The sequence below is a fragment of the Chryseobacterium sp. UYP7 genome (assembly GCF_056279225.1).
The window spans coordinates 302,641-315,882 of the sequence record NZ_JBWBQW010000005.1; the positions used below are offsets into that span (position 1 = coordinate 302,641).

Annotated in this window: 11 protein-coding genes and 1 rRNA gene; 6 read left to right on the top strand and 6 right to left on the bottom strand. The window is 34.6% G+C overall.

Annotated features, from left to right (window positions below; genetic code table 11):
• On the top strand, positions 1 to 1,317 hold the full coding sequence (locus ACZ9HT_RS12395) for a serine hydrolase domain-containing protein (RefSeq protein ID WP_476040790.1): 1,317 nt from the start codon (positions 1 to 3) through the stop codon (positions 1,315 to 1,317).
• Positions 1,318 to 1,384: 67 nt separating this feature from the next.
• On the opposite strand, the gene ACZ9HT_RS12400 is transcribed toward ACZ9HT_RS12395, so the two are convergent.
• A complete protein-coding gene (locus tag ACZ9HT_RS12400; protein WP_476040791.1) occupies positions 1,385 to 2,905 on the bottom strand; it encodes a trypsin-like peptidase domain-containing protein in 1,521 nt (506 codons plus the stop codon).
• Positions 2,906 to 3,187: 282 nt separating this feature from the next.
• Here ACZ9HT_RS12400 and ACZ9HT_RS12405 point away from each other — a divergent pair, with 282 nt between their 5' ends.
• A complete protein-coding gene (locus ACZ9HT_RS12405) occupies positions 3,188 to 4,102 on the top strand; it encodes a dimethylarginine dimethylaminohydrolase family protein (protein ID WP_476040792.1) in 915 nt (304 codons plus the stop codon).
• Between the two features lie 218 nt (positions 4,103 to 4,320).
• Here the strand turns inward: ACZ9HT_RS12405 and ACZ9HT_RS12410 are convergent, their stop codons facing one another.
• Positions 4,321 to 4,983: a copper homeostasis protein CutC gene (locus ACZ9HT_RS12410; RefSeq protein ID WP_476040793.1), complete on the bottom strand. Its 663-nt coding sequence runs from the start codon at positions 4,981 to 4,983 to the stop codon at positions 4,321 to 4,323.
• 73 nt (positions 4,984 to 5,056) lie between these two features.
• Between ACZ9HT_RS12410 and ctlX the strand changes: the two genes are divergently transcribed.
• Positions 5,057 to 5,980: a citrulline utilization hydrolase CtlX gene (ctlX, locus tag ACZ9HT_RS12415; RefSeq protein ID WP_476040794.1), complete on the top strand. Its 924-nt coding sequence runs from the start codon at positions 5,057 to 5,059 to the stop codon at positions 5,978 to 5,980.
• 86 nt (positions 5,981 to 6,066) lie between these two features.
• Here the strand turns inward: ctlX and ACZ9HT_RS12420 are convergent, their stop codons facing one another.
• The 3 genes from ACZ9HT_RS12420 to nadD all read right to left on the bottom strand — a co-directional run bounded on the left by ACZ9HT_RS12420 (position 6,067) and on the right by nadD (position 9,625).
• Positions 6,067 to 8,283 carry a TonB-dependent receptor domain-containing protein gene (locus ACZ9HT_RS12420; protein WP_476040795.1) on the bottom strand — a complete coding sequence of 739 codons (2,217 nt, stop codon included), beginning with the start codon at positions 8,281 to 8,283 and terminating at the stop codon, positions 6,067 to 6,069.
• A gap of 344 nt (positions 8,284 to 8,627) precedes the next feature.
• On the bottom strand, positions 8,628 to 8,969 hold the full coding sequence (locus tag ACZ9HT_RS12425) for a DUF3817 domain-containing protein (protein WP_476040796.1): 342 nt from the start codon (positions 8,967 to 8,969) through the stop codon (positions 8,628 to 8,630).
• Between the two features lie 71 nt (positions 8,970 to 9,040).
• Entirely contained in the window at positions 9,041 to 9,625 is a 585-nt protein-coding gene (nadD, locus tag ACZ9HT_RS12430; protein WP_476040797.1) for a nicotinate (nicotinamide) nucleotide adenylyltransferase, read from the bottom strand.
• Between the two features lie 218 nt (positions 9,626 to 9,843).
• Here nadD and ACZ9HT_RS12435 point away from each other — a divergent pair, with 218 nt between their 5' ends.
• The 3 genes from ACZ9HT_RS12435 to ACZ9HT_RS12445 all read left to right on the top strand — a co-directional run bounded on the left by ACZ9HT_RS12435 (position 9,844) and on the right by ACZ9HT_RS12445 (position 13,022).
• On the top strand, positions 9,844 to 11,448 hold the full coding sequence (locus tag ACZ9HT_RS12435; RefSeq protein ID WP_476040798.1) for a BamA/TamA family outer membrane protein: 1,605 nt from the start codon (positions 9,844 to 9,846) through the stop codon (positions 11,446 to 11,448).
• A 449-nt stretch (positions 11,449 to 11,897) separates the two neighbouring features.
• Entirely contained in the window at positions 11,898 to 12,041 is a 144-nt protein-coding gene (locus tag ACZ9HT_RS12440; RefSeq protein ID WP_476040799.1) for a hypothetical protein, read from the top strand.
• 774 nt (positions 12,042 to 12,815) lie between these two features.
• Positions 12,816 to 13,022 carry a hypothetical protein gene (locus ACZ9HT_RS12445; protein ID WP_476040800.1) on the top strand — a complete coding sequence of 69 codons (207 nt, stop codon included), beginning with the start codon at positions 12,816 to 12,818 and terminating at the stop codon, positions 13,020 to 13,022.
• 131 nt (positions 13,023 to 13,153) lie between these two features.
• Here the strand turns inward: ACZ9HT_RS12445 and rrf are convergent.
• Positions 13,154 to 13,242, bottom strand: a 5S ribosomal RNA gene (rrf, locus tag ACZ9HT_RS12450); the annotation flags it as partial.

A 13,242-nucleotide genomic window follows, 5' to 3' on the forward strand; every position in this document is an offset into this window, starting at 1 on the left:
ATGAAAAAATCACTTATTCTCCTTCTGGTAACATTTTTTACCACAACCTGCTTCGCACAGAAATTTGATAAAGAAAAACTTGATCTCTATTTTCAGACCTTAGAAAATAACAACAAGTTCATGGGAAGTGTTGCCATTTCTGAAAATGGAAAGATAATCTACACAAAATCCATCGGCTTTTCCGACGTAGAAACCAAAGCTAAACCGAATGAAACCACAAAATATCGGATCGGTTCCATTTCAAAATCATTAACAAGTACGTTGATCTTAAAAGCGATGGAAGAAAACAAACTTTCATTAGACACTAAAATTGACAAATACTTTCCTTCGATCAAGAACGCCAATAAAATTTCCATCAGCAATTTACTCAATCACAGAAGCGGAATCCACAATTTTACGAACAATGAAGATTACCTAAAATGGAATACGGAGAAAAAATCTGAGAAAGACCTCCTAAAATTAATAGAAGAAGGCGGAAGTGATTTCGACCCAGATTCCAAAGCAGACTACAGCAATTCTAACTATGTTTTACTTAGTTTCATTTTAGAAAAGGTTTACAAAAAACCATATTCTGAAATTTTAATGGAAAAGATCATCAAACCAATTGGACTGAAAAACACCTATTACGGCGGAAAAATTAATTTAAAAAACAATGAAGCAAATTCTTATCATTTCGAAAAGGAATGGATAAAAGAACCAGAAACCGATCTTTCAATTCCACTTGGAGCCGGAGCAATTGTTTCTACTCCAAGCGATTTACTGCAATTTGCAGAAGCTTTATTTAATGGTAAAATAATCTCTGAAAAAAGTTTAAAATTAATGGAAAACATCAAAGACAATTATGGTTACGGACTTTTTCAGATGCCCTTTGGAACAAAGAAAGCTTTCGGTCACACCGGTGGAATTGATGGATTCAGATCTAATTATGGATATTTCCCCGCGGAAAAATTAGGTTTTGCATTGACTTCAAATGGTAGTAATTACAATAATAATGATATTGCGATCGCAATTTTAAGCGCGGCTTTTAATCAACCATACGAAATTCCTGATTTTAAAAAAGTGGAAATAAACAGTGCTGATTTGGATCAATATTTAGGAACCTATTCCAGCAAAGACATTCCTTTGAAAATTACTGTGACCACTGATGATTCCACATTAATGGCTCAAGCAACGGGACAATCTGCTTTTCCACTTGATGCTTCCGGAAAAAATATCTTTAAATTTGATCAGGCAGGAATTATTTTAGAATTCAATCCCGAAAATAAAACGATGATTTTAAAACAGGGAGGTAAAATTTATAACTTCGTGAAAGAATAGAATAAATTTTCAAAAAGGAAAACGCAACCTGAACAGTTGCGTTTTCCTTTTGATATATAATGATTTACTAAGGCATTTTAAAGCCTCTTGTTGTAATTCTTCCGTACTCATCTACATATTTCACCTGAACGTTTCCGTTGTAACCTTGCAGGATTTTCTCAACATCTTTCTGGGAATTTACAGGCTTTCCGTTCACTTCAATTACGATGTAATTATCTACAATTCCAATTTTAGACATTTCGCTTCCGTCGATAACGTTTCTCGCGATCACACCGCTTGTTAAACCGTAATCTGTTTTAAACTTGTCACTCAATGGTTCGAAGTCTGATCCAATTTTTTCGGTCACCGAAAGATCCGCTTTACTTCTGGTCGAAGTTCCATTCTTTTGATCTTTTAAAGTAACGTTTACGGTATTTTCTTTTCCGTTTCTCATGTAGGTTACCGCTACTTTATCGCCGGGTCTTTTGCTCCCAACCGCAAATGAAAGATCGTAATAAGTGGAAACTACTACATTGTCAACTTTCGTAATAATATCGCCAGTTCGTAATCCGGCATCTTCTGCACCACCTTTTTCAGAAACATCTAACAAATAAACACCGTCACCGGTTTTGATATTTGTCTTTTTCTGTTGGTTGTAGGCTGAAACCTGTCTTTGATCAGAAAGATCTAAAGGACGAACTCCTAAGAAACCTCGTTGTACCAAACCAAACTGTTTAATGTCTTCAACTACTTTTCTTGCTAAATTGGACGGAACGGCAAAACCATATCCCTCATAATAACCTGTTTTAGAAGATATCGCAGAATTAATTCCGATCAGTTCACCATTTGGATTAACCAAGGCTCCACCTGAATTTCCGGGATTAATGGCGGCATCAGTTTGAATAAAACTTTCGATCGGACTTTGAGATTGTTGACTTAGTAAATCGATGCTTCTGCCTTTTGCTGAAATAATTCCGGCAGTAACGGTAGAGTTCAATCCGAGTGGATTACCAACGGCTAAAACCCATTGTCCAACTTCAACATTGTCAGAGTTCGCAAAATTTAAATAAGGCAAACCTTTTTCTTCAATTTTTAAAAGGGCGATATCTGTGGTTGGATCCGTTCCTACTAAATTAGCAACGTAAGACTTCTTGTTTGATAGAACGACCTCTAATTTATTAGCTCCGGCAATCACATGATTATTGGAAATAATATAACCATCAGGAGAAATAATTACGCCGGAACCCATTCCTGTGGGCATATTTGGTGGCGGTTGCTGCTGTTGTTTCTGTTGCGATTGATTATCTCCGAATGGATTTCCGAAAAACAGATCGAACATATCCTGATTACTTCTCGACGAAGTTTTGTTGGAATAGTTCTTTATACTCACTACGGCCGGAACCGTCATTTTTGAAGCCTTCACGAAATCATCGCCAACTCCGGTCATATTAAAGGATGCGTATTGTGCATCGCTTGTTTTAGGTGCGAAATAAGAAAAATCTGAGTTTCCTCTATTTCCATCAAAATAATTAATCATGCCGAAAGTTGTAGCACCAGAAATTACGCCTACAAAGGCAAAGGGAATTAGTTTTTTTATAGTATTCTTCATTGTTATATTGTTTAAAAACTTTTATGCTGTTATCTTAACAAATTTAGTGCTATATAGGTATAACGGAAAAACGCTTTGTTTCAATTTTAACTAAACATTAACAAGATTTATAAACTTTTAATGAAATTGGGAATATTTTAGGTTTTTTATTCATAAAGTTTGAAATTGTAAAATGTCATTTTGTCAGGTAAAACTCGACACTGACAGTAAGTTTTTCTATTGACCTTTGCAAAAACTTTCTTACTTCAATTGCTTTGTTTAAATTTGCTACAATCACTATATATGAATCTCAACATTACCAACGAAACCGCTAAACTTAAATCTGTCGTACTCGGAATGCCCAACTCAATGGGTCATCCGCATTCATTAGAAGACAGCTACGACGCAAAAAGTTATCATTCTCTTCAAAATGGAACCTATCCGACAGAAGATGCAATCGTTCACGAAATGACGGAATTCGAAAAAATATTGAGAAAACATGATGTAGAAGTTTATCGCCCCAGTTTAATTAAGGAGTACAATCAGGTTTTCGCGCGTGACGTTGCTTTTGTGATTGATGATAAAATGATCATTTCCAATATCATTCAGGATCGTTATGATGAGCAGGACGCTTACCGAAAGATCTTTGCAAGAGTAGGCTGGAAAAAAATCATCAATCTTCCGGACACGGCTCATATCGAAGGTGGCGACGTAATTGTTTGGAACGATTTCCTTTTCATTGGAACTTGCTTTTCAGAAGATTACAGAAATTTTAAAACAGCACGTACGAATGAATATGCGATTGAAGTTTTAAAAGAACACTTTCCTAAAAAAAGAATCATCGATCTTGAATTAAAAAAGAACGACACCGATCCTTTTAAAGGAATTCTACATCTAGACTGCACCTTTAATCCTGTAGGAGCAGACAAATGCATTATTTATAAAGATGGTTTTGTTGATGAAAGTGATTACCGACTGCTTCTCGATATTTTCGGCGAAGAAAATTGTTTCCACGTGACTCAACAGGAAATGTTCGAAATGAATCCTAATATTTTTTCTATCTCACCAGAAATTGTGGTTTCTGATTCTTCATTTACAAGACTGAATAATCACCTGAGAAATGAATGGGGAATGACGGTTGAAGAAGTTCCTTACCGGGAAATTTCGAAAATGGGTGGTTTGTTGAGATGTTCTACTCTGCCTTTGGTGCGAGAATAATTCCTTTTTTCACGCAAAGACTCGAAGGATTTGCGCAAAGTTCGCTAAGTTTTTTACTTTGCTTTTTTTACTGAATTATTATTCATACAAATCCTTTTTACTGATTCGAATCTTAGATCATATTCACCGAAAAGAAATTAAACAGTTTTCTTATTTGCACTTTTATATACTCTAAAGAACAGAACTTTTGTGTCTTTTGTGGTTTAAAAAAATATATTCTAAGAACAGCCTTGTTTCAATTTTTTAATTTCACCTTCCGTAACAAAGGTATCATATTTCATAATGGCTGAAGAGTGAAAGCTTGTGCCACCCGTGAATTTTTTGAGTGCTGCGATATTTCCGGAACGAACTCCACCACCGATCAGTATTTCTATCTTATGTGCATATTTTTCCACCAGATCTTTCAGATTTTCCTTGCCTTCCATCGCCGATGATTTTCCACCAGATGTTAAAACGGTTCTGAAGCCTAACTTAATCAAAGTATTAATGGACTTTTCCAGATCTGAAGTCCGGTCAAAAGCCCGGTGAAATGTACAGGGAATATCTCCTGCTAAAGTTAAAAGTTCTCTATTTTTTGCCTCATCAATTTCGTTTTGAGAATCTAAAATTCCAAAAACCAATCCATCGGCTCCCGCTTCTTTAAAACTAATGACGCTGCTTTTCATTTGTATAAATTCTTCAGCGGAATAATAAAAAGGACCACCTTTCGGGCGGATCATGACATAAATGGGAGTTTTATAAGTTCTTTTCAAATGTAAAAATTCGTAAAAGTCCGGCGTTAAACCACCAACTTCAATATTATCGCAGAATTCAATTCTGTCGGCCATTGATCTCAAGGCAGTTTCGGCAGAAGTGATTTCAAAACAGGCAATTTCTAACATGGGTTTTTTATTATCTATAAATTTAAGTATTTTTGCTCAATAGCAACTCAATGCTAACTAAAATAGATCATAAATGCAAACAGCCAGTACCGTATTGATGGTAGAACCGATCGCTTTCGGTTACAATTCCCAAACTGCGGAAAACAATTATTTTCAAGTCGAACAAAAAGATTCCGACATTCAGCAAAAAGCACTTCAGGAATTCAACAATTTCGTGGAGAAACTTCGGAACAAAGGAGTTAATGTGATCACGGTAAAAGATACTTTGAAACCACATTCGCCGGATTCTATCTTCCCCAATAACTGGGTGAGTTTTCATGAAAATGGAACGGTCGCACTTTATCCGATGTTTGCTTTGAACAGAAGAGATGAGCGAAGACCAGATATTTTGGAAACTTTAAAAAGTGAAGGTTTTATTATTGATGAAGTTGATGATTTTAGCCACTTCGAAAACGAAGAAAAATATCTGGAAGGAACAGGAAGTATGATTTTCGATCACGATTACAAAATTGCTTACGGTTCGGTTTCCTTGCGTTTAGATGAAGAATTATTTCGGAAATTCTGCGCGAAATTTAATTTTACACCGGTGGTTTTTCATTCTTATCAAAATTTTGGTGATCAAAGATTGCCTATTTATCATACCAATGTGATGATGTGTGTTGCCGAACAATTTGTTGTAATTTGTCTGGATTGTATTGACAGTGAAATTGAAAGAGAAAAAGTTCAGGAAGTCATTAAATCGACGAACAAAGAATTGATTGAAATTTCAGAAGATCAACTTCAGCAATTTGCCGGAAATATGCTCCAAGTTCAAAATGAAGAGGGAACTCAGTTTTTGGTCATGAGCGAAACAGCTTATAAATCATTAACGAAAGAACAAGTTCAAAGAATTGAAAACTACTGCGAAATTATTTACGCAGACCTAAATACGATTGAAACCAATGGTGGCGGAAGCGCTAGATGCATGTTGGCGGAAGTTTTCTTGCCGAAAAATTGAAACTGATTTATTTAAATATCAAAAATCCACAGCCTAACGCTGTGGATTTCTTTTACAATCTAACTTAAAGAATGAAAAAATTAAAATTATCTGGTTCTGTTTTTAATGTCTTTGTCGGCACTGTCAATATCTCTCACTTTTTTCACTTTTTGATTTCCGAAGCTGTAAACCAAAGTTAATTTTACACCTCTCGTAAATCGGTCCTGAGAAATATTATTGTAGTTCCCGTTTTTCTGATAATCGGTTATGGAGATCAATTGCGTGTTCAAAACATCATCAAGATCAAGAGCGAAAGTCCAGTTGTTCCATAATTTTTTCACCGTGAAATCTAAACTCATCATTCTATCAAGTACTCCTAATTCTATCAATTGTTTATCAACATAAAAATAGTTCACGCCTACAAACCAAGTTTTTTTCTTGTCTAACTGAATGTTATTGCTTGTCTGGATCGTAAAACTTGTAGATTTTCTATTGTTTTCGTAAAGTGGAAAAATATCTCCGGTTAATGGATCCTGACTTAGGCTTCCGTTATTGACATTGTGTTGAACTCCTGCATTGAAATTAGAGGTCAAATATCCTTTGAAAAAACTTTTTTGCATTCCCAGCATTGCGCTGTATTCCTGATTATTACCAAAATTAGTTCTAATATATCGTACCTGATTAACTCCGTTAATTACACCCTGCAAAGGAACTTCGGTGATATTATCTTTAACAAATGCATGATTCAGAATTAAAAAGTAAGAGTTTTTATACATATATGTTAATTCCTGTTTGTACACGGAAGAAGCTTTTACGAACGGATTATTTTGGGTATAATTGAATTCCGTTAATAAAGTTTTCGTAGGATTCAGTTCCCAGAAACTTGGTCTTTTGATTCGGCTGGAGAACGCGTAGGAAATATTATTTTTATCATTGATGGCATAATTCAAACTCAGATAAGGCAACAATTCATTATAATTTCTTTTGATGCTTCGCAATCTTTCGTCTGCGGTATTATCAGAATTTCCTTCACTTTGGGTCAGTTCATACCGAGCACCAATTTTACCGGAAAATTTTGGAGAAAACACTTTTTCAACTGTTAAATATGCTCCGTAAATATTTTCGTCGTAAACAAAATGATTAGGCATGGAATCTGGCGTCGAAGTACGGAAATCATACAGATCGTATTGCGTATCATTATCGGTGTTCGTTTTATTGAAGTTTCCACCGACCGCGATGGTTAGATCATTTTTAAATTTCTTAATGTAATCTGCAGTGGCAGAAAAATTATTGATGATTTGCGGCTGATTCTGCATAATTCGCAACAGTTTTGAATTTTGGTTTTGATCAACATCCGAAGCATAAGTGAAATTAGTCGAGGTTTGAAATCTTCTGTAAAGCAATCCGGCTGCATTCAAATTTAATTTACTTCCTAAAGAATCTGTTTTTAATTCATAATTTAAATTGATGGAATTATTGTACGAATGTGCATCTTCTTTACTCTTTGTTAAAGAATAACTGGTTTGATTTGTTTCTAAATTAGTCGTCGTATTATATAAATCGATCGTAGAATCATAACTTCTATTTGCGCGGGAATTGTAGGTTAAGCCTAAACTACTTTTATCGTTCAATGCATAATCGATGTTAAGATAGCCTCCTAAATTTTTATTAGGATCAGAAATACTTCCAACAGACCGGTTAGCCGCGTCTTTATTTCCGTTATTTAAAATATAATATTTGTACTCAACGTTTTCGTTTGTGTTCACATTTCCGCTGATTCCCAACTTGTCTTTTCTATAGTTTAAACTTACGCCAGCTCCTGTAGCATTATAATAATTTTGCTCGTTATAAAATCTCATATTTCCGTTTAAACCATCTGTTGTTTTCTTTTTCAGAATAATATTGATGATTCCGTCGGTTGATTCTACTTTAAATTCACTTCCCGGCATCGTGATCACTTCTATTTTCTGAATATTTTCTGCTGGCATATTTTTCAGAAATTCTACCAAACCATCCGCATCCATTTGAGTTACTCGTCCGTTGATATAAATAACAGCGTTTGATTTTCCGGCAATTTTCAAAGTCTTATCATCGGTAGAAGAAACCAACGGAGTTTCTTTTAAAAGTCCGAAAGCGGTATTCCCTTTTGCAACCGGAGACGCGGCAACATCATAAACGAAACGGTCGCTTAATTTTTTAAAAACTTTTTTCGTCATTACAACTTCTTCGATTTTTTGAATTTTAGTAGAATCTGTTTCCTGATTACCTTGTGCAAACGCGACAAATCCTGATAATAGGGAGATAGTGACAATTAGTTTTTTCATGGTTTAGTTTTTAAAAAAGAAAAAGAAGGAAGGCTGATTATTAGTTTTTACCTTGGTTAGTAGGCTGATGATTAGTTTTTTCTTCCTTCTTTTCTTGGGTTATTAGTTTTCTTTAGTAGTATTACATTACAAAGATATGTCATTTGTTTAGTATTATGCAATACAAAGTAGTAAAATAAATCTTTAATATAATTTAACTAACTGTAAATCAATGAGAAAAATTTATTAAAATTTGGTCCTTCAAGTTATAGACAATTAAAAAAGCAGAAGTATTACATCAAAAACGGAAAAAGAGTGGAAATTTCCACTCTTAAGTATTAAAGATCATGATTTATTGCATTGAATTATTCGTCCCGATCAGATCGTGCGAGTTTTTTATCTATCCAAATAGTAGCGAAGGGAAAAAAGGCGGCAATTACCGCAAACACGGTATCTTCATCATCCCATCGGAAAATTCGGCGAGCCGGAAGTAGTAAGAGAAGGTAAAGACAAAAAAACAAGCCGTGAATATTCCCGATAATAATAATGTAGATCGTGGGCAAAAGCCCTTCCCGATCATAACGAATCCAGATCATCGCACTAAAAAGAAAGCACCAGGAGATCATTTCTGCAACGCATGCTTGTTTAAACCAATGGCTCAATTTAGCATCGGGATATTTTGAAAAGAAATTTTCGATAAAATTCATGGATGATATTTAGCAATTACTAAAAGAAACGATCGCAAATTTAAGGTATTATAATGTGGGATTGGGTTTTGTTACTTGTAAAAACTGCTTCCATCTAAATAGTCAAAAACTTCCGGTGGTAACATCGGTCTTACATTTTTTTCCTCTTTGATCATTTTTCGAATTTCAGTGGCAGAAATTTCTACCACAGGTGCATTAATGATAGAAATATTTTCGTGCTGAAGATATTCATGATCCTTCTTTTCTCCTTCAAAACTTCTTGGGTACACAATAATCTGGTGATTTTTAATTAAAGTTTCTGAGTTTTTCCATTTAGAAAGACTGTTCAGATTGTCTTCGCCCATGATCAATGCAAAAGAATAATCCGGATGTTTCTCGTGAAGATATGTTAAGGTATCAATCGTATAACTCGGTTTTGGTAAAGAAAACTCTACGTTTGACGCACGCATTTTCGGATAATTTGTCACAGCGAGTTGAACCATATCTAAACGGTTGTGATCTTTCAACAAAGATCTCTTGTCTTTGAAGGGATTTTGAGGGCTGACGACAAACCAAAGTTCCTCCATATCTGAATTTTCCAGAATATAATTTGCTAAAATTAAATGTCCGATATGGATTGGATTAAAACTCCCAAAAAACAAGCCTATTTTTTTCATAATTCTCTAAATCTTTACCTCAAGAAAATTAAAGAAATTGCCTGAGTTATTATATCTGGATAAAGATAAAAAATTAATCTTTAGTCCTTCAACTTTAGAAACTTTAGTGAATTTTTTATGAATGATTAACGTCCGATAGAAACGCTTTAACATTAAAAAATAAATTTTGCCGTATAATAAACTTCCGTAAATTGAGTTCCAATTATGAAACAATTTTATTGAAAATATTTTACTCCATATTTCTGCTTTTCCTCTGTGTTTTTTTTAAAGCTCAGGAAAAGGTATATCATTTGATCGATACGCAGAACAATAAAAAAGTAGTGGTCAAAGACTCTATTTCTGCAGTTAAATTTCTGGATTCACTTTCTCAAAATAAATACTACTTAACAAAAGTTAAAAGTGTAAAAAAAGAGGGAAAAATTACAGAAATCTACTTCGACAAGGGTAAGAATTTTAATGAGGCGCAAGTAATTATTCCCGCAGCAACGGGCACTTTAGCTAAATTAAAATCTGATTTTTACACTAAAAACTTAGACTCTCTCAAAAAAGAAATCAGCGAAAAATACCGGGATAAAGGATTTGCGTTTAATCGAGTCAAATCGAAATTTACAGGAATGAAAAATAAAATTCCACAGGTTGAAATTTCAGTTGTTGAGGGCGATCAAAGAAAAATTGATGCTTTTGTTATTAAAGGCTACGAAAAAGTTCCCTCAAGGTTCATCAAAAACTTAAAAAAAGATTTTCAGGGAGAAATTTACGATGATAAAAATCTGGTGGCGATTAATCAATCGTTGCAAAATCATCCCTTCGTTATTTTAGAGAAGCCACCGCAAACGCTGTTCACAAAAGATTCGACCCAAGTCTTTCTTTTTCTGCAAAAGAAAAAATCGAACAGTTTCGATGGCGTGATTGGTTTCGGAAATGATAAAACCGATAAATTTACTTTTAATGGCAGCTTGAATGTCAACTTTCGAAATATGTTCAACAGTTTTGAAACCGTAAATATTTTCTGGCAGCGAAATCCGGATAAAGGGCAGACTTTCAATCTTCAGACAGATATTCCCTATCTCTTCAAATCAAATATCGGAACGAACATTAATGTAAATATTTACAGGCAAGATTCTACTTTTGCCAGTGTAAAACTACTGCCGAGTGTCTATCTTCATTTAAGTAACCGACAAAAATTGGGACTTCGCGGAAGATTTGAAACTTCTACAGTCACGGATTCGCTTTATATTCAAGGTAAAGATTTCAACAAGAAAGGGATTGGTTTATGGTATGAGATCATGGAACCTTCGGAAGTAGAACTTTTTCTTTATAAAACTCGGATTCGTGTGGAGGCGGATTATTTTTCGACTATTTACCCGAAAGAAAATGTGACTTCTCAGCAAAATAATTTCCTGCTCTCAGCGGAGAGGAATTTTCTTATTTCGGGAAATAATTATTTGAATTTACGGGCAGAAACTGCTTTGCTCAATTCCAAGAATGACTTTGCAGCGAATGAACTGCTGCGTTTCGGCGGCTGGAACTCGTTTCGTGGTTTTAATGAAAATGCTCTTCTTGCAGACTTTTATTATTTTGGAACTGCGGAATATCGTTATCTAGTAGGCAATCAGGCATTTTTTGATATTTTTGGACAATACGGACAACTAAATAATAGAAATCTCGGACTTCAACCCAAATTGTATAGTTTAGGGTTAGGCTTCAATTTCTTTTTACCCATTGGTTTGATGAGTTTCCAGATCTCCAACGGAAACGAATTCGGTAATCCGGTGAAGTTTGGGGACACAAAAATCCATTGGGGAATTCTGAGTCGATTTTAAAATCTACTTTTATATTTTAATGAGCGAGAAAAAGGCCAAATAAATTAAACGTTGACTTTCTCAACTATACTATATTATCGACAGTTGATCTGTTGGTCATTATTTATAATTTACTTATCAACTATAATAGGTTTTTTTATATCTCTCTTTGTGTAAAATCCATTTTCATCTTCGGCACTAATTACATATTTGTGACTCCATTTTTTATCCTAAAAATCCAACAATTTCCACATAGGGTGATTTTCACGTTTTTTAGTCCCAGTAATATTAATTTGAACATCAAAATGGTAAAACACATATCTTTGGTTTATCATTTTATTAATACACTATCGACAGAGTGTTGTAGAGCAGGGAAATCCTTTCGTTACGAAGTATGTTTACAATAATGCACCAGTTCTGAAATAGAAGTTCAGAGAAATAAAAACAATTCAACCTCCAAACCCGACAAAATGCCAAACCTCACAAAACCAGCAATTGAATTGTTGCAGCATTTGGATTTGGATACTATTAGACAAATCAATCCTCAATATCTCGATTTTCTTCCAGATCAACTTAGAAAATCAGGTATTTCTGGAAATAATATGCCACTTTGAGAACGATCAGCAACTGAAGAGAGAAGTGCTATAGCTACAGAAAAGTTTATTGAGATATCGGTAATACATGCAACCGTGGTTCTTAATGGAGAAAACATTAAGGCCTTGCCTTCAAATACTTCCCTGTGATATTTATTAAGTACACAGGTGATGTAGGCAGATGGTAAATTGCATAGGAATTTACTCATCGATTACTGTTTTATGTTCTACGAATCCCGATGGTCAAAAAAACATAAAAGTGGTCCGCTAATAGAACATGAAAACGGGAAAAGTAAGATACAGTTATCTTTACCCGAGATTAGCCGTAAACTTGAAAGTATGGCTTTTTAAAAAAGCAATAATTTTAGTGCATCAGCTGGTGAAATTTTTCCTTTAGATAATACCTGAGATATTTTTTGACACTGAGAAAAAACGATATTTTAGTTTTTGAGAAATAGCACAGAGGAGCCGAAATAAACAAAACTCCTTAACAGAGTTTCTCGGTTAGCAAAAAATATATTGATACTCTAAACTAATTCCGATAACAGAAGTTTGCAGTGAAGATTATTAGCGATGATAAATATTTTAATAAGACCGAAATTTAGTACAAAGTAATAGTTTAAAAATCTGCTTTTGTCTTATTAATAAAGTGATAATCAGAAAGAAAATAATAAGTATAATCTTAATCAGGAGCAACCAAACTTTCTCTTCTTCCAAATCTATACCCGCTGTCCACTATATCTTTTTTGCTTAGATTTTTCCGGTTAAAAATGAAACCCGTCCAAGCAAAAAAGGATGCCGCTTCCATCGAGGCTAAAAGTTCAGAAAGTTCCTAATTCCACTGCAATTTTGATGCGATATGATATAGAAAAAACACTTAATTTCCAAATTCATGCAACATATAATGATGATTTAGGGAGAAAACTTTTAGAGAAAGCAAACTGCTCTAGCTGGCTCTTCTTTGGAGAGGGTTGGGGCGAGGATGAGTCTCAATCTATTTAGTAGTCCATTATTTATCAGTCTATCGTCTCTTCGTCTTTCCGCCTATTCGTCTCTGATCTGGATTTTCGGTCACAAAAAAGCCTCATACAAATAAATGTATGAGGCTCTATGTCCGCCGTGGCGGATAAAAAGACTGGCGGCGACCTACTCTCCCGCTTACGCAGTACCATCGGCGCTAGAGGGCTTAACTTCTGTGTTCGGAATGGGAACAGGTGAGCCC

Coding starts and splice junctions, on each gene's coding strand:
- ACZ9HT_RS12395 (WP_476040790.1), top strand. CDS start 1: ATGAAAAAATCACTTATTCTCCTTCTGGTAACATTTTTTACCACAACC.
- ACZ9HT_RS12420 (WP_476040795.1), bottom strand. CDS start 8,283: ATGAAAAAACTAATTGTCACTATCTCCCTATTATCAGGATTTGTCGCG.
- ACZ9HT_RS12425 (WP_476040796.1), bottom strand. CDS start 8,969: ATGAATTTTATCGAAAATTTCTTTTCAAAATATCCCGATGCTAAATTG.
- ctlX (WP_476040794.1), top strand. CDS start 5,057: ATGCAAACAGCCAGTACCGTATTGATGGTAGAACCGATCGCTTTCGGT.
- nadD (WP_476040797.1), bottom strand. CDS start 9,625: ATGAAAAAAATAGGCTTGTTTTTTGGGAGTTTTAATCCAATCCATATC.
- ACZ9HT_RS12400 (WP_476040791.1), bottom strand. CDS start 2,905: ATGAAGAATACTATAAAAAAACTAATTCCCTTTGCCTTTGTAGGCGTA.
- ACZ9HT_RS12410 (WP_476040793.1), bottom strand. CDS start 4,983: ATGTTAGAAATTGCCTGTTTTGAAATCACTTCTGCCGAAACTGCCTTG.
- ACZ9HT_RS12445 (WP_476040800.1), top strand. CDS start 12,816: ATGCCGCTTCCATCGAGGCTAAAAGTTCAGAAAGTTCCTAATTCCACT.
- ACZ9HT_RS12440 (WP_476040799.1), top strand. CDS start 11,898: ATGCCAAACCTCACAAAACCAGCAATTGAATTGTTGCAGCATTTGGAT.
- ACZ9HT_RS12405 (WP_476040792.1), top strand. CDS start 3,188: ATGAATCTCAACATTACCAACGAAACCGCTAAACTTAAATCTGTCGTA.